This window comes from Paenibacillus sp. PL91, assembly GCF_012935325.2.
Taxonomy (GTDB): Bacteria; Bacillota; Bacilli; order Paenibacillales; family Paenibacillaceae; genus Pristimantibacillus.
Genome location: NZ_JABBYG020000012.1, coordinates 106,107 through 125,197 on the forward strand (window position 1 = coordinate 106,107; position 19,091 = coordinate 125,197).

The 19,091-nt window shown below is 46.6% G+C and carries 19 protein-coding genes; 13 read left to right on the forward strand and 6 right to left on the reverse strand.

Features of this window, described 5'->3' with window-relative positions:
* The first annotated feature begins 163 nt into the window (after positions 1–163).
* The 4 genes from HI950_RS24085 to HI950_RS24100 all read left to right on the forward strand — a co-directional run bounded on the left by HI950_RS24085 (position 164) and on the right by HI950_RS24100 (position 3,948).
* Complete coding sequence (locus HI950_RS24085; RefSeq protein ID WP_169088292.1) at positions 164–925, forward strand: sugar phosphate isomerase/epimerase family protein; 762 nt, start codon at positions 164–166, stop codon at positions 923–925.
* Positions 926–1,078: 153 nt separating this feature from the next.
* Positions 1,079–2,167 (forward strand): low temperature requirement protein A, encoded by a 1,089-nt coding sequence (locus HI950_RS24090; RefSeq protein ID WP_169088294.1) that lies wholly within the window; start codon positions 1,079–1,081, stop codon positions 2,165–2,167.
* Positions 2,168–2,278: 111 nt separating this feature from the next.
* Positions 2,279–2,917: a ThuA domain-containing protein gene (locus HI950_RS24095; RefSeq protein ID WP_169088296.1), complete on the forward strand. Its 639-nt coding sequence runs from the start codon at positions 2,279–2,281 to the stop codon at positions 2,915–2,917.
* 41 nt (positions 2,918–2,958) lie between these two features.
* Positions 2,959–3,948, forward strand: a complete 990-nt coding sequence (locus HI950_RS24100) for a Gfo/Idh/MocA family protein (protein ID WP_169088298.1) — start codon at positions 2,959–2,961, stop codon at positions 3,946–3,948.
* Positions 3,949–4,008: 60 nt separating this feature from the next.
* On the opposite strand, the gene HI950_RS24105 is transcribed toward HI950_RS24100, so the two are convergent.
* Together HI950_RS24105 and HI950_RS24110 are read right to left on the reverse strand one after the other, a co-directional pair.
* Complete coding sequence (locus tag HI950_RS24105) at positions 4,009–4,635, reverse strand: SGNH/GDSL hydrolase family protein (RefSeq protein ID WP_169088300.1); 627 nt, start codon at positions 4,633–4,635, stop codon at positions 4,009–4,011.
* Between the two features lie 353 nt (positions 4,636–4,988).
* Positions 4,989–5,138, reverse strand: a complete 150-nt coding sequence (locus HI950_RS24110; RefSeq protein ID WP_169088302.1) for a hypothetical protein — start codon at positions 5,136–5,138, stop codon at positions 4,989–4,991.
* Positions 5,139–5,343: 205 nt separating this feature from the next.
* On the opposite strand from HI950_RS24110, the gene HI950_RS24115 reads away from it, so the two are divergent.
* From HI950_RS24115 to cysC, 3 genes are all read left to right on the forward strand, one after another.
* Positions 5,344–5,538, forward strand: a complete 195-nt coding sequence (locus HI950_RS24115) for a hypothetical protein (RefSeq protein ID WP_169088304.1) — start codon at positions 5,344–5,346, stop codon at positions 5,536–5,538.
* A 273-nt stretch (positions 5,539–5,811) separates the two neighbouring features.
* Positions 5,812–6,864, forward strand: coding sequence for an LLM class flavin-dependent oxidoreductase (locus HI950_RS24120; RefSeq protein WP_169088451.1), 1,053 nt, complete (start codon positions 5,812–5,814; stop codon positions 6,862–6,864).
* A 245-nt stretch (positions 6,865–7,109) separates the two neighbouring features.
* Entirely contained in the window at positions 7,110–7,724 is a 615-nt protein-coding gene (cysC, locus tag HI950_RS24125) for an adenylyl-sulfate kinase (RefSeq protein WP_169088305.1), read from the forward strand.
* Here cysC and HI950_RS24130 read toward each other — a convergent pair.
* The gene (locus tag HI950_RS24130) at positions 7,710–8,723 is read right to left on the reverse strand and encodes a glycosyltransferase (RefSeq protein ID WP_169088307.1); all 1,014 of its coding nucleotides are present in this window, start codon (positions 8,721–8,723) and stop codon (positions 7,710–7,712) included. The two genes, cysC and HI950_RS24130, sit on opposite strands and share 15 nt — an antisense overlap.
* 107 nt (positions 8,724–8,830) lie before the next feature.
* Between HI950_RS24130 and HI950_RS24135 the strand changes: the two genes are divergently transcribed.
* On the forward strand, positions 8,831–10,123 hold the full coding sequence (locus tag HI950_RS24135; RefSeq protein WP_169088309.1) for a glycosyltransferase family 2 protein: 1,293 nt from the start codon (positions 8,831–8,833) through the stop codon (positions 10,121–10,123).
* On the opposite strand, the gene HI950_RS24140 is transcribed toward HI950_RS24135, so the two are convergent.
* Both HI950_RS24140 and HI950_RS24145 read right to left on the reverse strand, forming a co-directional pair.
* On the reverse strand, positions 10,120–10,323 hold the full coding sequence (locus tag HI950_RS24140; RefSeq protein ID WP_187768158.1) for a hypothetical protein: 204 nt from the start codon (positions 10,321–10,323) through the stop codon (positions 10,120–10,122). The two genes, HI950_RS24135 and HI950_RS24140, sit on opposite strands and share 4 nt — an antisense overlap.
* Positions 10,324–10,344: 21 nt before the next feature.
* Positions 10,345–10,815: a hypothetical protein gene (locus HI950_RS24145; RefSeq protein WP_169088311.1), complete on the reverse strand. Its 471-nt coding sequence runs from the start codon at positions 10,813–10,815 to the stop codon at positions 10,345–10,347.
* A 250-nt stretch (positions 10,816–11,065) separates the two neighbouring features.
* On the opposite strand from HI950_RS24145, the gene HI950_RS24150 reads away from it, so the two are divergent.
* The 3 genes from HI950_RS24150 (at position 11,066) to HI950_RS37090 (ending at position 14,790) form a co-directional block, all read left to right on the forward strand.
* Positions 11,066–13,687, forward strand: coding sequence for a glycosyltransferase (locus tag HI950_RS24150; RefSeq protein WP_169088313.1), 2,622 nt, complete (start codon positions 11,066–11,068; stop codon positions 13,685–13,687).
* Complete coding sequence (locus HI950_RS24155) at positions 13,663–14,439, forward strand: sulfotransferase (RefSeq protein WP_169088315.1); 777 nt, start codon at positions 13,663–13,665, stop codon at positions 14,437–14,439. The genes HI950_RS24150 and HI950_RS24155 overlap by 25 nt, the downstream gene beginning before the upstream one ends.
* 105 nt (positions 14,440–14,544) lie before the next feature.
* The gene (locus HI950_RS37090; RefSeq protein WP_169088317.1) at positions 14,545–14,790 is read left to right on the forward strand and encodes a DUF3934 family protein; all 246 of its coding nucleotides are present in this window, start codon (positions 14,545–14,547) and stop codon (positions 14,788–14,790) included.
* Between the two features lie 81 nt (positions 14,791–14,871).
* Here the strand turns inward: HI950_RS37090 and HI950_RS24165 are convergent, their stop codons facing one another.
* Positions 14,872–15,480: a TetR/AcrR family transcriptional regulator gene (locus HI950_RS24165; protein WP_169088319.1), complete on the reverse strand. Its 609-nt coding sequence runs from the start codon at positions 15,478–15,480 to the stop codon at positions 14,872–14,874.
* A 198-nt stretch (positions 15,481–15,678) separates the two neighbouring features.
* Here HI950_RS24165 and HI950_RS24170 point away from each other — a divergent pair, with 198 nt between their 5' ends.
* The gene (locus HI950_RS24170) at positions 15,679–16,437 is read left to right on the forward strand and encodes an SDR family oxidoreductase (protein ID WP_169088321.1); all 759 of its coding nucleotides are present in this window, start codon (positions 15,679–15,681) and stop codon (positions 16,435–16,437) included.
* A gap of 268 nt (positions 16,438–16,705) precedes the next feature.
* Positions 16,706–19,081, forward strand: a complete 2,376-nt coding sequence (locus HI950_RS24175) for an EAL domain-containing protein (RefSeq protein WP_169088323.1) — start codon at positions 16,706–16,708, stop codon at positions 19,079–19,081.
* Positions 19,082–19,091: the final 10 nt, after the last annotated feature.

Consider the following 19,091-nt stretch of genomic DNA (forward strand, 5'->3'; position numbering starts at 1 on the left):
TGCGCTGTTTTACATGGGTCCATATAGACAATTTGGTCAATTATAATCAATTGGCGGCCCATGGTTCGTTAACCTCAGTAAAGTAGCGCTTTCATGCAAAGTGCTACAATTAAGCTAGGCAATGAGTTAACCGATCACATTATGATAAGAAGGCGGCGAATATATGAATTTATCTACAATAGCAGCGCAGCTTTATACGTTGCGGGACTACTGCAAGACGGAAGCTGATTTGGAGCAGACGCTGCGCAAGGTGAAGGAAATCGGCTATGAAGCGGTTCAGGTTTCCGGCATCGGCCCTATTGCACCGGAGAAGGTAAAGGAATTAGCCGATGCGGCTGGACTGCGGATTTGCGCTACTCATGTCAGCTATGAATCTCTAGTGGACGACTTTGACAATACGGTTCAAAAGCATAAGCTGTGGAATTGCTCCTATGTTGGATTAGGCTCGATCCCGGAAGAATACCGCACTAGCGCGGAAGGATATGCTGCCTTTGCCCAGAAAGCTTCTGAGATCGGGAGAAAGCTGAAGGAGCATAATCTGCAATTTATTTATCATAATCATCAGTTTGAATATCAAAAGTACGACGGCAGAACGGGAATGGATATATTGCGAGAAGAAAGTGATCCGTCTGCATTTGGCTTCGAGCTGGATACTTATTGGGTGCATGTAGGCGGCGTGAATCCGGTTGAGGCGATTCATCAGGTGAAGGGCCGCATGGGAGTCGTTCATCTTAAGGATTTGGAAATTATCGACCGTCAGCAGGTGTTTGCGGAAATTGGAGAGGGCAACTTGAATTTCAAGGCGATTATTGAAGCATGCCGAGAAACGGGAGTCGAGTGGTTCGTTGTCGAGCAGGACGTATGCAGACGTGATCCGTTTGAGAGCTTGGCAATCAGCCTGCAAAATTTAAAGCAATTGATTTAGTTTGAATGGAAGAGAAGCTCCGCTTTCGAGAAATCAGATGCAGTGATGCATCTGGTTTTTTTTGAAAAACCATTGACAAAAATAATAAAAAAATATATCTTTAATTTAAGATAATTCAATTTGAGATTTATTTTGGAGAGGAGCCTCATACCGATGCATGAAAAAAAGGTCACGTGGCTGGAGTTGTTTTATGATTTATTGTTTGTAGCGGCTATCTCAAAAGCTACCCATGTTTTATTGCATGTCGAGCACGGGATTATCTCGCTTGAGCATCTCATTAAATTCGTTCTAATATTTGTTCCGATCTGGTGGGCTTGGGTCGGGCAAACGGTGTTCAACAATCGATTTGGCCGTGACGTTACAACGCATCGCATTTTTATGATCCTGCAATTGTTTTTTGTTTTAATTATGACGGCTAGTCTAAACGTGGATTTTGACGCTTATTATGTGCCTTTTTTTGTGGGCTATATCGGCTCAAGAATATTGACTGCCATTCAATATGTAATCACGCAAAAGACGGAGACTGCCGGCAAGCAGGAAACAGCGCGTTTTTTTGGAACCTATTTCTGGCTTGGCATCGTGGTATCTAGTTTTTCTCTCTTCTTTGACTCATGGATTCGGTATGCCATCTTGTATGCAGGCATTGCGATTGATATTCTCGTTCCGTTAATTGGCCGCAAGCAATTAGTCAAAACACCTATACATACCGCCCATCTATTGGAACGATTTGCTCTTTTTACATTGATTCTGCTCGGAGAATCCGTCATAAGCATGCTTTCTGTGCTGCAAGCTGATGAATTAACGGGCTCTTCTATCCTCTATGCCGCATTAGCGTTTGTATTAGTGATAGGCATATGGTGGCAGTACTTCGAGAATGTGGAAAAGAGAGTCGATAAAACGAAGCAGACAGCGGGGCAGACCATTATTTACGGGCATTTGTTCATCTATTTTTCGCTTAGCATGATTGCGGCCTCCATCCAGCTCCTATTCCTTGACCAATTAAACTATTTATTTATATTAGGTTTTACTTTTGGCTCTGTACTTTTATATTTCTGGTCAGTCATGATTGTCCTGTATCGTTATCGTTTCAAGCATCTTAAACCAACCTTTAAAGTGATGCTTTTGTTGACAAGCCTGCTCTTGGTTATGTTCACCTTGAATTTATTTATGACGGCAGCGCCACATATCATCTTAGGTGAAATCATGATCTTCTTTATCATTTTCGCCAAAACGACAGCTTAAGCTTGAAGGGTTAGCTAACATAATGGTTATTGTCTTATTTTTAATAGGCTATGCGCTGTTGAAACGTTATAATTCTAGTAAGGCATTTAATAGAGACAAGGAGATGGGAAAATGAAGGTTGGCGTCATTTGCAATGACTGCTGGCATCCAGGGAAAACGATAGTGGCAGGCTTGGAGCCGCTAAGCAAGCAAGGCATCGAGTTCGATTATATCCAGCATGCATCAGAGTGGTCTTCTAAGTGGATGGAGCAGCAGGATGTTATTGTTTTGGCAAAAGCAAACCATACCTCGGCGTCCGATAAGACGCCATGGCTGACGGATGACATTCAGCAGCAGTTCCAGAGCTATGTCGAGCACGGAAAAGGTCTTCTTGTTCTTCATGCAGGCACGGTTGGATACCGTAATGAGCCCGTCTTCTTCGAGCTTGTAGGCGGGGTGTTCCAGCATCATCCGGAAGCGGGTCCAGTTACTATGGCCTATACGAACAACACGCTTTGGGGCAGCGCGAATACGGATGTTTTTGCCGTACACGATGAGCATTATCATATGGAGGTCAATGAGGAGCGCATCCAAATCTTTATGACTTCGAAATCGGAGCATAGCACGCAGCCTGCTGGATGGTTAAGAGAACAAGGGACAGGTCGCGTGTGCGTGCTTACGCCGGGACATTTTCTACAAGTGTTTCAGCAGCCTGAATATCAGACGATAATTACGCAAGCGCTGCAATGGTGTGCCGGAGGCAAGCAGTAAGAACGGATGCAATCATTCTAATTAGAGGAGTGAACGGATACATGTCATTACAAACGATTAAATGGGGGATTTTTGGCCCAGGCTGGATTTCTTCTAAGTTCGTCAAGGACTTGGCTTATGCAGAAGGCGCAGAGCTGGTCGCGGTAGGAGGAAGAAATTTAGAGAAGGCGGAGAGCTTCGCGAAGGAATATAACATTCCTCGCGCGTATGGCAGTGTACAAGAGCTAGCGCAAGACGCTGAGGTCGATATTGTTTATGTAGGCACTTTGCATCCGGTACATAAGGAGAATGTGCTTGCGCTCCTGCGCGGGGGAAAAGCGGTCATTTGCGAGAAGCCCTTCACGATGAATGCGGCTGAAGCGAAGGAAATGATTGAGCTGGCCAGGGAGAAACGGGTATTCCTCATGGAAGCGATGTGGACGCGGTTCTTGCCGCCCATTCGTAAAGTTATGGAATGGCTGGCTGACGATAAAATTGGCGAGGTGCGTCTCTTGAAAGCGGACTTTGGCTTTGATATCGGCTGGGCGCCGGAGAGCCGCCTGCTTGATCCTGCGCTTGGAGGCGGAGCTCTTCTGGATGCCGGTATTTATCCGGTTTCCTTCGCTTCCTTCATTTACGGGTCAGAACCGGCTAAAATAATGAGCAGTGCCCGAATTGGCGAAACAGGCGTAGATGAGCAGTTTTCATTGTTGTTCGAATATGAAGGCGGACGTACCGCTGTGCTAAACGGAGCGGTTCAGCTGGGCATGGTTAATGATGCCTATATTTATGGCACAAAAGGGTACATTCATGTACCAAACTTCTTATTTGGCGGATCAGCCACTCTTCATGCGAAGGGAGCAGAGCCTGAGTCCTTCGTCGATGACCGCCTAGCCGAGGGCTACAAATTTGAAGCGGAGGAAGCGATGAATGCACTGCGCGAAGGCAGACTGGAGAGCGCTGTCATTCCTTTGGATGAGACGCTGGCCATTATGACGACCTTGGATACGATTAGGAAGCAGTGGGGTCTTCGTTATCCGGCTGACGAATAGAAGTCAGAACGAACTTAAGAAGAGGAGCAGGATGCCAAGGCGTCCCGCTCCCCTTTCCATTTACGCTTTAACAGCTTGCAGCCATGCGTTTGCGATAAGCGCAGCGCCTGCTGGAGATGGATGAACGCCATCGGGAGCCCAATAGGCAGCGCCTGTCTGTGCAGCAGCTTGGGCAAATAAGCCATCAAGCGGAACGTACAGTGCTTTGAATTCTCCCGCCAGCTCGCGAACGGCTTGTATTTTCGGGTCTAGATCCTCGCGCCACTGCTTTTGGCTCTCATTCACAGGCAGCACAAAGGGCTCAACTAGAATAAGTTTGGCGTTAAGCTGCTCCTTTGCTCTACTTAGCAATCTCCGGTAAGTCGTATAATACTCCTCTGTGCTTAGCGGAGTATCGCGGTCATAACGGCGCCATGTATCATTTATGCCGACATAGACGGACAGCCAAGTCGGCTTCAAAGCGAGGCAATCCTCTTCCCATCTCCGCTCCAGATCAACGACACGGTCGCCTGATATGCCTCTGTTCAGAAACGCAGCTTGCTTCTCAGGGTACTTGTTCGTAAACAAAGACGTAACAAGGTTAGCATACCCGGAACCGAGATTAGCCCCGTCAGTCCGCTGACGCCCGGCATCGGTAATGCTGTCCCCTTGAAATAATACAACTGCGTTTTGTTCGATTAATGTCATCTTTAAGCCTCCAATAATTATCTAGTGATGGTCTTCTTAAGATAAGCGTTCATATCTGTCCTGAAGCGGGATGTCTGCGAGATTCAACACTTCGTCAGCATCATGATACATAGGAAATAACTCCCTGGTCAATATGAATGAATGGGAGTTTATTGATATGATTCTGGAATCGGTTATTTTTGGCGGCAAAATGGCGCTAATGAATTAAAATAGGAAATATTAATGCGTGAAATTTCTATTTTATTTTTCTGCTTTTTCCTATTTAATAGAAGATAGAGGAATGTTCGGAAGAAGGGGTGGGATAGAGGAGTTTGAGGCTTCGTTTTTCAATCGCCACCGCCGCCATCACCACCTCAGCTTGAATCGCTATCTCCTGAGCTGAAGTCCCCAGATGATGAGTAAGAGTGATGACCGCTGCTCTTGCGATAGTGAGGCGACCTGTTTGCATTGGCAATCGATAGGATGATGAAAAGGATGATAATAAAAACGATGATGAGTTCCATGGGGTTCTCCTCCTTGGATAGGTTGTCCTTATCATATCAGTCTATTGTTAATTCTGTGTTAATCATAGTAGGAATATTCTGAAAATTTAAATAATATATTATAATAGAAAAAAAGGAATTACTAGAATGACTTAGCTTGTCTTCATATTATTCTCATAAACGCTTAATGTTCTTGATCTATAATCGAAATAAGGGAGTGATGGACATGACCTCTTCTTACTTCAATGAATGGCTGGATGAATATAATGACTATATGAGACTATACATGCTTTTTGGCGATGAACAATATCGGGCGCAGGCTGATGAAGCGCTAAATGCCTTGAAAGACTTCGTCATGAGAGCTGAGCGTCATAAAAGCATCGTTAGGAAAATCAGGAGTGAAACGATGCATGCGTATTGAGCGGCGAGCCGCGTTTCGTGATCACATCGGATTCTAAGGGCATTAAAACTAATGATCGTTTAGTTTTCATGCCCTTTAGAATCCTTTTTTTGCGTCTTGCTGCCCGCATTGAAATTTTCTATATGGATATAGAATAGTATGATAATCGGAATAGTGTGAAAAGTGTTGTCGGGCGGTTTCGCGCTATGCTACTATAGCTTCATTAATAAGCTGAACATGCTGCCGAATATTTCATTTTTGGCTGCTGAAGCGATCGAAGGAGGAGACGGCCGGGTGAAGTTCGCTTTGTTCAGTCTAGTGATGAATATCCCAAATGCAGTGACTGGGGAAGCACTGACGCCTCATCAAAAGTTTCAAAATATATTAAAGCAGGCGATATTGGCGGAAGAGCTTGGCTTTGATGCTTATGGAATAGGCGAGAGGCATGGCGCTCCGTTTCTCTCTTCCTCGCCGCCGGTGCTGTTGACTGCCATTGCTGCCAGAACAACGCGGATTCGACTGCTGACTACCGTAACCGTTCTGAGCGTGCTTGATCCCGTGCGTGTGGCTGAAGATTATGCGACGCTGGACCATTTGTCCGAAGGACGGCTCGAGCTTATTATCGGCAAAGGAAATGATCCGCGTCATTATCCGCTGTTCGGCATAACCGAGGAAGAGCAATGGGAGTCGCTGGCGGAGCGGTATGCGCTCCTTAAGCGGCTGTGGAGCGAGGAAGACGTAACGTGGGAAGGCCGTTATCGTCCGGCACTCGTTAATGTTACGACGCAGCCCAGACCGTATCAGGCTTCGATTCCGATTTGGCATGGGAGCGCTTCGAGCACACTTTCGACAGAGCTGGCAGCTAAGCACGGCGAACCGATCTTCTCCTCCAACAGCTTCCATCCTCAGGCCAAGTACAAGGAGCTCATTGATCACTACCGTGAACGACTCGCCTATCATGGACATGATCCGAAGCAAGCGATTGTCGGCTCGGGGGCAGGCAGCTTATATTTGGCGAATACTGCAGAGGAGGCCATTAAACGATACCGCCCTTATTATGACGCGTTCCAAGCGACAAGCGCAGCACAGCATAACCAATCGCCGTTTAAAAATCTCGAGGATGCGATTAAACATGGCCCTTCGCTCGTTGGCAGCGTGGAGCAGGTCATTGAAAAAATAGTAAACTACCATCAAGCATTCGGAAATCAAGTGCTCAGCATAAGTGTCGACGGCTTGACCGAGACGGAGCAGCGTGAGCAGATCGAGCGGTTTGCCACGGAAGTAGCGCCGGTGCTGCGAAGGGAAATGCCAAGCACCGTGTGGGATCGCGGCAAGTTAACCGTGTGATTGCTGTATAAATCGGATGCTTTATTAACGAAATAGCATTTTTAGCCGAAAGAGCGGGAGACATAATTGCCCAGCGATTTCGGTTTTTTTGTTATGCAGTGCGTTATAATGCCCATATGGATCATACCTATATTTTCAAATATAGCAAAACGTCCATCCCTCTTAAACTGCATTGGCATAAAATATAGAACGAGAAACGACCGCCTGTTAATAGGAATGAATAGAGACAGTAAAGGAGCTTTTAAATGGAGGGAAATGCAAAAAACATCAGCTTTCACCCGTTTGAAATTACGAAGCATCAGCGATTTCAAATGAATAAGCATCGCAGCTTTGTGTTGTGGGTTACAGGCTTATCCGCCTCTGGAAAATCTTCTATCGCCAATGAAGTGGAAAAACAGCTGTATGAACGCAATATCCGCACGATTATTTTGGACGGGGATAATCTTCGCTGCGGCTTAAATCGCGATCTAGGCTTCAGCATGGAGGATAGAAGCGAGAACGTCAGGCGTACCTCTGAGGCTGCAAAGCTGCTTGTCGATGCAGGAACGGTTACGATTGTAACGTTAGTTTCTCCATTGCGAATCGATCGGGAGAAGGCGAGAGCCATATTTGAAGAGGGCGAGTTTGTTGAGGTGTTCATCAGCTGCCCCTTGGATGTATGCGAGGAAAGAGATCCGAAAGGCTTATATAAAAAAGCAAGAGAAGGGAAAATATCCGAATTTACGGGCATTACCGCCCCGTATGAGCAACCGCAAAATCCTGAAATATACGTATCATCATACAGACAATCGATCCGTGAATCTGCTAAGCAGATCATAGCCTATTTGGATGACCATCATCATTTTTCAATCAAGCTGTAACGATTCCAGCAAGCTTTGCACGGCATCGCCCCGATGTTCCCACGTGTGCTCAAGCGCATATTTTGTTCTGGCGGCAGCATCGCCGGGGTGCTTAAGACGATGTTTAACGATTTCTATAAAAGCATCGCGAGAGGCTGCGACATCTACAAGCGGAGCCATTTGCTCGCATTCGGGCAGCGCGGTGGACACGACTGGCTTGCCCGCTGCCAGATACTCATATACTTTAACCGGATTTACGGATAGGGTGAGCGGAGTGATTCGAAACGGCAGGATGCACACACCGAAGCTATGAATGAATGGCGCTAACTCGTCGTGCCTCTTAAGTCCCAAAAAACGCAGATTGCTGCTGTCTATGAGAACCGGAAACTTTTTGCCGAATTCGGGGCCTACGATGACAGTTTCGGTTCCGCGGATAAGCGAGAGCTTTCGGATTAAGGTATCGTCTATCCACGGCGCCCATGCCCCTACGTAACCGACTTGATTTTCATTTATTTTGCGAGCGTCAGCTCTTAGAGCATGAGGCAAATGAAGCTGCATCTGCGGATCATAAGCGTTCCTGATCAGCTCGACCTGCTTCTTGGGGAACCATCTTCGGATTCGCATATACAGCCGTTCCGACGAGCAAACGACTGCCGCAGCAGATGTAATCATTGCATCTTCATAGGAATGCCATTCGCCGAAATCGTCCACACAGTCATAAATGATCCAATCCGGATCATAATTGTGCCGAATAGCAGCAGACAAATGGGGAAGCGTGCACCATACCCCTACCGGACCCTGCCGATGCTTGTACAACGAAGGCCATTCATTTTGCAGCCAATGTTCGTGGTTGTGGACAAGAAATAAATGCGGCTCGATCTCCTCTACGAAAGGGGCGGCTGTTGTTTTATTGCAATAAAATACGTGATGGCCCCGTTTGGCCAATTGGCTCATTAAGTGCTGTGGTCGCTGCTTCATCCAATTCCAATCTGAAATGGGCGGATAAATGATTATGCTCATCTCATCCCTTCCTTTCGAATAACGTGATAACCATTCATGGGTACTCGACATATCCTATATCATTCGCAAGGCGTGTGTTTCAACGTAAAGGAGGCCGTTTCGCCGCCATGCTTGTATTCATTTTGGACTCCAAAAACGTCGCTGCAGCCAAAATGACAGAACGCAGTGTGCAAGCGGCAGTACCTGATTGCTCATGCATTCTTATCGCTTCCGATTTTGCCATTCATATGAACCGTATCCTTTCGGAATACGACAAGCCTTTTTTTCTTACGCTTTTTGCTGGAGAACAGCTGGCGACGGGCTTTCAAAACCAATTCGAGACCTGGCTCCTCGATTTGTCCGAGCGAGCTGGCGGAATGGCAATCGATCCCTTGCTGCATCAACAAGACGATGAATGCGCTCAGTTGAGAGGACCCGTCCTATGGCGGACGATGGCCGTGACCTCTGGAGCGTTTCCGGGCTTTCAGACCACGCAGATCCTCCCATTTGAGAGCTATGTCCTCTTAGAGAGACAATTAGCGCTAGAGGAAAGCTGGCCATTCAAATGTGTAAAATCAAATCAATGGCTTCCGAGGCCTCCGCATTCTGAGGGCTGGAGGAAGCGTGATATAGAATCTAGCGTCATCCTGCCTATTCTTCGCATGAAGCAACCCGGCGAACAATGGGATGAAGCTCCTATTATAACGGTCGTCATTTGCACGTTCAATAATGCGGATTATTTGCTCTGGGCGATACGCAGCGTCTGTATGCAGTCTTATCCAGCATGGGAACTCCTAATTGTAGATGACGGATCGACGGATGGAACACAAGCCATATGGGAGTCGAGCCCTTACGCGATGCATCCCCGAATACGGTTTATTAGAAATGGAACGAATAGAGGAAAAGCTGCCTGTTTGAATCAGGCTCTGATTGCGGCTAAGGGAGAATGGCTGCTAGAGCTTGATGCAGATGATTGGCTGGATACGACATGCATGCATACGCTTATTAACCATATTGCGATATCGCCGGATGGCGGAATGGTCTATGCCGACCATATGGATTGGTATGAGCGGAGTGACAAAAGCTTAGTGCTAAACATGACGCAGCATGAACAAGGCGATATGACGGTGGACAAATTGCTAAAAAACGCCATTCCTCTCGCACCGAGAATGTACAGCATCCAAACCGTAACCGATCTGGGCGGCTGGAGCGCTGCCGATCCATTCCATGGGCGCCTCTACGAAGACTTTCAAATGCTGGCCCGCATTATGCTTGAGCGGCCTGCAGCCTACATTCAGAAAGCACTATATCACCGAAGAATTCGGTCTTCGAGCATTACTCATCAGCATCCTGATAGCTACAGCGTTTGGACTAACTGGTTGCTCGAATTCATTTGTTCAAATAAGCGCATGGACACTTAGGCGGCAAGAACGCGGACATACTCTACATTTTGCATTAGCACAGTGGACTGTGTAACGGGAGTGCTGTAACTTGGGCTTGCGACCTGTAAAGTGAAAAAGCCATCTCCAACGCTTACTAAAGTGCCCTGCACGAATTGATTCGTTAAAAAAACTTCAATACGCCGTCCCGTATAGCCTCTTAACATTTCCGTGAAATTCATAAAGCTTCAACCTCCATTTCGTTATGCGATCGTTGTAATACTGCTAATCGGAATAATGACAATATCGCCAGCGGGCTCCAAAATTTGCACAAAATCGATCCCAACCGCGAGCGTTGTTCCGGAAATGCTGCCGGCATTCGTTTCAATCGTAACGGTAGTTCCGATTCTCGCTTGCAATAACGCCCGTGTACCTTGATTCGGGCCAGTAATGGCATTCACTTCCGCAGCAAGCACGCTTACCTGTTGATTTAACTGGGTTACTTGATTTTGTGTTTGATCCGAGTCAGTGGCTACCTTTCTTACACTGGCCGCTAATCTATTGATCCGCCAAGTAATTAATCGTGAAAACTTTAATAAACTGCTGCGCAAAGCTAGTATTTTTTTTAGAAGAGAAGGCTTCTTCGAATGGGAAGGCTTCTTTTTTTTGTTAGTCGTTTTTCTGCGGCCCGCATGGGACGGAACGCATCGTAATCTTCTTTTGATCAAATACATGCCAGCAACACTCTCCTTGGTGAGTTATGTAGTACGGTATGGTTTTATCTAATTTCTGGAAACTTGTCTGTCCTAAATTAAGCAAACAACCTATATCAAATCGACGCAAAGGTACAAGTATGACGGGAAAAGGGTATTTCGCCATGGCCAATCATCCATTCGATGAGAAGGGCGTTTACATAATATGAGAAATGCATTGGGATTTTCAAAAAAATGTTTATTCTTTTTCCTTTGAAGGAGGTCCACTTCTTTGACTGCTGGAACCATTCATTTCCGGTCTCATTATTTAAGTCGTCAGCACATCTACAATGAGTTTGTCCATGGCCCATTCGTGCCACAGTCTCTGGAATTAATGAACCTGTTGGGGGAAAAGACGTATAACGCAATCGTGGTTTATCCGGAGGCTGTGTACTGGGAGCCGAATCAGCGCCCTCATCAAATGCTGAGGGAATTGGCGAAACGAGGCTATCTTTGTTTTTTTTGCGAATCAACCCCTGGTCCTTTCGGGTTGCGCGAAGTGGAGCCCAATCTCTTTATCGTTAATGGCGATAAATATCTGTTATCCGTTCTCCGAAGCCAATCGGTCATCGTGCTGTGCAGCTGGTTGGTTCAAATGGCTTGGGCGGATTTCTTGCCCCATAAAACGCTTTGGTACGATGTACTGGATCAGCTGGAGTTTTTTTCGTTATACGATGATCAAATGTTACAAAAACATAATGAAATCGTGGAACAAGCGGATATCGTCACGTATTCGGCACAAGCTCTTCACGCTTACGTTGCCTCAAGAAGCGATGCTGTTCTATTGCCAAACGCAACAAGAAGCGAGGATTTTCTAGCCTCCTCCGCTTCGGTGCCCGAGGATCTCGCGCCTATCATCGCCAAGGGATCGCCGGTCATCGGTTATTTCGGAGCCATCGAAGAATGGTTCGACGCGGATCTATTGGAAGCATTAGCAGCCAAAAGGCCGGATTGGCAGTTCGTGCTCATCGGCAAATTCGGAATGGATAATCAGCGGCTGCAGGCTCCTAATATCCATTTGCTTGGCATGAAGCCGTACCGGCAGCTCGCTCAGTATGGGCAGCACTTCGATGTCGCGATCATTCCGTTCCTAGTCAATGATTTAACCAATAGTGTCTCACCTGTTAAATTTTTTGAATATGCGTCCCTTGGCTTAACGGTCGTTTCTACTCCAATAGCGGAGATCAAGCCACTCCAATCCGATTGGGTTTTTATCGCGGAGGGAATGGACGGCTTTGAGAGAGCGATTATAGAAGGGTTAAAGCCTGATGCCGCTCGCAGGGCGAAGGAGGCTGGCCGGATTTTTGCCAATCAGAATCAATGGGCTGCCAGGGCCGAGCAATTGGAACGATGCTTGATGAATAAGCCAGCGGCTTGGCAGGCATACGCCAATTACGATGCAACCGGGAAAATTGCGGTTATGGCAACGACGTTTTTGGATTTTGATGGTGAAAAATTTTACTCTGGGGGCGCGGAAAGATACCTTATGGATCTGTTTCAATTATTTAAACAGAAGGGGTATCAGCTTGCGATTTATCAATACGGGAATTCCCCTTGGATACGCAGGTTTCGGGGAGTGGATGTCGTCTCCTTATCCAGAGGAGGACAGCATGCGAAGGAATTAAGCATCAGCGCGGTGAAAATCTATAATCGTTTGTTTCAAGAACAAACGGCTGAACGTTCTATTCTGAATGTATACTCCGCGTTTTTCAACGCGTGGCCTTATGAGAACGGAAAAGCAAGCATTGGCATTATACATGGGGTTGCGTGGGATAACCCAGCTAGCCATTATGTGGATGGTCATTCCTTTTGGGAAACGAACAGGCGATTTATCGAAGGGGCGAGGCTGTGCGAAAGCCTAGTTTCGGTAGATAACAATTCGGCAAACTGGTTTCAGACGGTAGACTACTCCCTTCGCCAAAGGATCAAGGTAATCGCAAATTACGTAGACCCGGTCGAATTTTCCTCCAGCAAGGATGACAAGCAGGACGATCGGATCGTCATTTTATACCCGCGCAGACTATACCATGCGAGAGGTCTTCATCTCGTTTTGCAAATTATTGACGAAATTCTGATCAGGTACCCGCATGTTGATTTTCATTTTGTCGGTCAGGGCGAAGATGAAGATATTCGTATGGTGATGATGAAAATGAACCGATGGCCTGGTAGGATCAAAACCTACTCGCTCCCCTTCGATAGAATGCCACAAGCGTACAAACAAGCGGATATTTCTGTAATTCCGACGCTGTACAGCGAAGGAACAAGCCTGTCCTGCCTGGAGGCCATGTCCTGCGGAAATGCCGTTATCGCTACTAGAGTCGGGGGATTGTCGGATCTCGTCATTCATGAATATAACGGTTTATTAATCGAGCCCCATGCTCATGCGCTAAAAGAGGCTATTACGGACTTGATCGAAAACCCGAGTAAGCTGGCCTTATTTAAACAAAGAGCAGAAGCGGTGTCGCTAAGCTTTTCCAAACAAAGCTGGGTACAGCAGTGGTCCAAATTAATCGATGCGGTGCTGCAAAAAAAGCAAAACCTTTCTATTGCAAGGGATAAAAGTCTATTGATTGACGTTTATTTATCATCGTATCCGCAAAATGACGGCATCGGAAAGACAATCATCCGGCTTTTAAACCAAGGGAATTTGGTTTATGTGAAGCTAAAAAGCTTGCCGGCAGGTCACATGCCCAGCTTTGGGCGCTTGCAGTGGTTGAATTGGAATGCGGTCTCTCATTCCAATCCTGATCTAGTCATTGCCGATGAGGCTGCTCAGGCGGAGTTAAATTTAACGGCTCACGCGCGATTCAATGAGGGTGGGGATTTGGAATGGATGTCATCATATCCGCTTTGACGCAGCGGACGGGATCAACGCTGGTGCAGCGAATATTCAACTGCCGAAAAAACACGTTGATATGGGGAGAGCATGGCGGGATTGTATCTGAGTTTATACGGATCCAGGATCTCGCCTCCCACTTCTCTACGCACAGCGAGGACGAGAAGCTTGCTTTCTTTCAAAATGGCAGCGATCCTAACCAATGGACAGCCAATATGACGCCTGATGTACCCTATATTGAGGATGCCGTTGAGCAGGCTGTTAAAGCGCTGTTTAATCAAATGTATATCCAATACCGGGATACGCATGACCGTATCGGATTTAAGGAAGTCCGGTACGGGAGACGCGAGCTTATGCTGCTGCAGAAATGTTATCCGAATGCCGTCATCATTCTGCTTGTCCGAAATCCGATTGATATATGGAGAAGCGAGACCGCGTATTGGGAGGGCGACGTCGAACAATTCGGACAGATCTGGAACGAGCGTGCCAAACAATATCGGGAGCTTGTGGATGAGCTGCCGCATGCACACTTGATTCGTTACGAGGACATAGTCGGCCGCAATGAAACGACGCTTCAATTATTATCGAAGCTTGCCCGTGTTTCCTTAGACGAGATTCAGCAGGTGTTGTCCATTCGGCTTAATAGTACACGAAGCTCTCGCCCGCAGGCGGAAATGGATCAAATCAACCATTTATGCAAAGAGGGAATGGACCTTTTCAATATGAGCAGCAAGGGAACAAAAGCGATAAGATTTTATAAGCGGAATTAATGGTATAATGATTAGGAATGATAACGAGGATCAAGGTTCTGATAGATGCTGTGGCTGCATTTTATGAAATTTAACTCGGCATAGAAGATATAATGGAGTGATGTTATGAGCAGCGCAAAGGGCAAGGGCGGAACCGGCAGAGGCACGGACAAGAAGGGCTGGAATCGTTGGCAAGCAGGGGAAAAGAAGAAATTAGCCAAAAAGGTGTTCGGCAGAAACCAAGGCGCTAAAGGAGCCGAGGGCGAAAAAGGCGCAGCAGGTGCAGGCAGCACAGCCAATGCGAAAAGCGCTAATATGCCAAAGGGCAGCACCGCTTTTAAAGGCGGCAGCGCGGCTAAAGGCAAAAAATAAGGATATGCTTTGAAAAAATGCGATGCAGCTCGCAAATAGAGCCGCATTGTTTTTTTTTGCAATTTAATAGGTACCGAGAGCTTATTTTCGTTCTTTTTTATTGATCATAATTGTAGAAGGATGCCAATTGATAATGCGCACCAATTGTTCCTGCATATAGGCCGGTGAATAGTTGAAACCGCCTTCAATCCAGTGGAATACGAGGCCAAGTACGGCGTGGATCGAATAAATGACATGAAACTCGCGGTTCAAGCCGTTAGCGGAGGCGGAGTCATCCAGATCCTCGATTAGAATCTGTTTTAAGGCAAGGAACATCTTCTCTCTAATATCCGATAATACTTCTGAGTTCATTAGAACAGTATATATAGAGGCATTTTGAAAGATATGGTCAAATATCATGACGGCATTAGCCGGCAGCTCATCGATACGGAACAATTCCGAGGCTTCGTAAGGAGCGCGAAAAGATTTTACAAGCTCAGAAATCAGCTCATTTAATATATCGTCGAGCAGCCCTTCCTTATTTTCGTAATGGGAATAAAAAGTGCCGCGATTATAATTGGCAAGCTCCACGATTTCGGTAATGGAAATAGACGCGAAGGGCTTTTGGGACATAAGCGTCAGCAAAGCCTGCTTTAATGCAGCCTTGCTGCGTACAATACGCCGATCTGATTTGATGATATCTGCTGCCATTGTAATCATCCCTTATATTTTAATCAACAACTTGCTTGCCGTTGTGCGTTATTGTACAAACAGAAAGTTTTTACTGATTGTTGGCTTTGTAATAAATTATTATACTTTAAATAACAACTCGTTGTATATTCAACAAGTGTTCGATGACTTTCATTTCAGTAGCCATTTATACGAGTAAACACTACAGGAGGAATGTACATGAAACTCTCTGGAAAAGTAGCAATCGTTACAGGCGGAGCATCAGGAATGGGTAAGGCGATTGCTGAGCTTTACGCTGCCGAAGGCGCTAAAGTCATCGTGTCTGATATTAATGCAGATGCTGCAAAGGCAGTTGCTGCCGATATTGAGTCGAAGGGCGGCTCTGCAATAGCAGTTGCAGCTAATGTGGCGAAGGAAGAAGATGTCGTGCAATTGATTGATACTGCCGTATCGACTTACGGAACTTTAGATATACTAGTAAACAATGCGGGCATTATGGACAACTTTGTTCCCGCGGGAGATATGACCGATGAGCTTTGGGATCGCGTTTTTGCGATTAATACGACAGGTCCCATGAGAACGACACGAAAAGCTCTGCCGATCTTCATCGAGAAGAAAAGCGGAGTTATTGTGAATATTGCTTCTGCTGGAGGCTTGTACGGATCTAGAGCCGGAGCGGCCTATACAGCATCCAAGCATGCGGTTGTCGGATTTACGAAGAATGTAGGGTTTCAATATGCTAATTTGGGCGTTCGCTGCAACGCGATTGCGCCAGGCGGGGTAGCTACAAATATCGCTACCTCCATCAACACGCCTAATGAATTTGGAATGGGGCGGGCGATGGCGGGCATGCATTTGAATCCGCGTACGGGCGAGCCGCTAGACATTGCAAAAGTAGCGTTGTTTTTGGCTTCGGATGATTCCAGCTTTGTGAACGGTACGGTAATTACGGCGGACGCAGGCTGGACAGCTTATTAATCTTTGGCGCTAGGCAGCAGTATAGAATTAGGATGATTCGAAGCCGCATAACTGCGGCTTCTTTTTGTTTGGTATAAACCATTGAGATAGTCGGAATATGGATTGTCCTGCCGAGCGTAAAGCTCTATAATAGGAATAGAGGTTTGGATAAATATGTGAAAATATGATTATATATTCGATACTGCCAAAGTGCAGCAGGCAAAATAGTAGACTTGATGAAGCGTCGCAAATCCCATTTTATTCATACTAAGCGAGGAGGCATCAAGCGATGAGCGAGTACCAATCTGTCCTGCTTCTGTTTTTATTCATGCTGCCTGTCATCTTCATGGTCGATACTTCCTTGGTCATGATAAGACGGGCCCCCCTCCATATTGAGAATCGTCTAGCTGCCATCACGACCAGCCTGCTCGCACTCATGATCTTTTTACGGTATATCCAGCAGCTACTTCCAGCTGATCAGACGCTGACCATAGCGGCATATGGGGTATATCCGCTCGGCATCGCTTCTTCTAGCATGAGTGTTTTGCTGCATATGACAACGACGTCTAAATATCTTCGTTTTTCTCGCCTGAGCAGCATCGGCGCTGCTTTCGCCCCGCTTATTCTTTACTACCTGCTGCTATTTATAAAAGGGAAGCACTTTTTATTTACAGGTGTTAGGACAGAGGCGTTCTGGAAGCAGGCTCTCTTTGCACCAGCCATGCATGTCGTATTGGGAACTATTTTTTTATTCTCCATATTCAATTTGACGGTCAGCTTGATCGCGAGAGCTAAAGCGATAAATATCGTAGAGAGCAAACGCTACACGGTGCTTTTTAAGGCGAATCTGTTTTATCAGCTGGCAGCCCTCTTGGCAACTTTGCTCTTTTTTGGCTTTTCCCCACAGATTTATATTCCGGATACGTTCATTTTTTTGGCTATCATTATTTGGTGCATATCGCTTCGTATATTTATGAGATATGATTTTTTACCTTCTGCAGAAAAAAAGTATGAGCTTCTTTATCATTTGTCTCCAGCTGCGATTGTGATGCTTGACAAGAAAATGATCATGAAGGAGGCAAATCCCGGCGCGCTCCGTTTGCTGGGCGTCTCCAAAGAGGAGGAGCTTAAAGGCCTTTCTCTGTCTGCGTTTATTAACGAGTCCGAACGTAAAGGCGTGGAAGAAGACTATGCGGCATCCTTTCCAAGGGAAGCTTGGAGAAATCGCGAGCTGACAATCAGGGACCGGCAGGGACAGAAGCGGACGATACTGGTAGACACGGAAACGATGTCCGAGAGCGAGGAAGGGTTTGTTCTCGTGGTCATTCGCGACATTACGCAGCAGAAGGAAGAGGCGCGTCTCGTACATTTTTTGGCACATCACGATGCGTTGACTAAGCTTCCAAACCGCTATCATTTCAATAGAGAGCTCGAAGCATCGCTAGATGCGGTCAAATCGTCCAAAGCGCTGCTTGGCGTTATGCTGATCGATCTGGATCGGTTTAAGCTGATTAACGACACGCTCGGGCATCATTATGGCGATGAAGCTTTAAATGAAATTGCCAAGCGGCTGCTGAACAATATCAATGATGATCATCTGCTCGCCCGGCTTGGCGGCGATGAGTTTATTATTTTGATTAGAGATGCTAACGAATATGACGAGATCGTATCGTTTGCCGAAAAGATCCATCAAGCTTTTCAGCATCCCATTACGCTTCAAGGGCAAGATTTTTACTTAGGCGGAAGCATCGGCATCAGCGTCCATCCATTCGATGACAACAGCTCTGCCGGATTGATCAAGAGAGCTGATATTGCCATGTATAATGCCAAGAACAGCGGCGGCAATCAGTACCGTCTATATACGAGCGATATGATTGTGCTTGTCCAGCGTGACGTCAAGCTGGAGAAGCATCTGCGCAAGGCTCTTGCGCGAAATGAATTTGTACTTCATTACCAGCCGCAGATCGATTTGCTAAGCGGACGATTAATCGGTGCCGAAGCGCTTATTCGCTGGCAATCGACGGAGCTCGGAATGGTCCACCCGGGGGAATTTATTACGCTTGCGGAGCAGACCGGATTAATCAATGAAATTGGGCAGTGGGTCATTGCGGAGGCATGCCAGCAGGGAAGGCATTGGCAAGAGCTGGGCTGGGATGATTTTATACTGTCGGTCAATGTCTCTTCGAGGCAATTCATGCAGCCCGATTTTGTGGACAAGGTACAGGAGATTTTACGCTCCAGCAGCTTGGAGCCCGCAAGGCTGTGCTTGGAAATAACGGAGAGCATGGTGGTCAACAATTTGAATGTAGCGCGGAAAATGCTCGATGAGCTCGTAGCGCTAGGCATTCATATCGCGATTGACGATTTTGGAACGGGCTATTCCTCATTGAGCGTGCTGAGACAGCTGCCAATCGCTATCATTAAAATTGACCGCTCCTTTATTACAGACATGGACGCCTATCAAGGCGGGATCTCCATTGTAAAAACGATCGTGTCCATGGGCCATGACCTGCAAAAGCAGGTCGTAGCCGAGGGCGTAGAAACGCTAGACCAATTGAAGCAGCTAAAGCTGCTAGGCTGTGACAAAGCGCAGGGCTATTATTACCATAAGCCGCTTCCGCTCGTTGAATTTAATAAGCTGCTAATCAACAAGTGCGGTGCTTAAACGAAGCGAA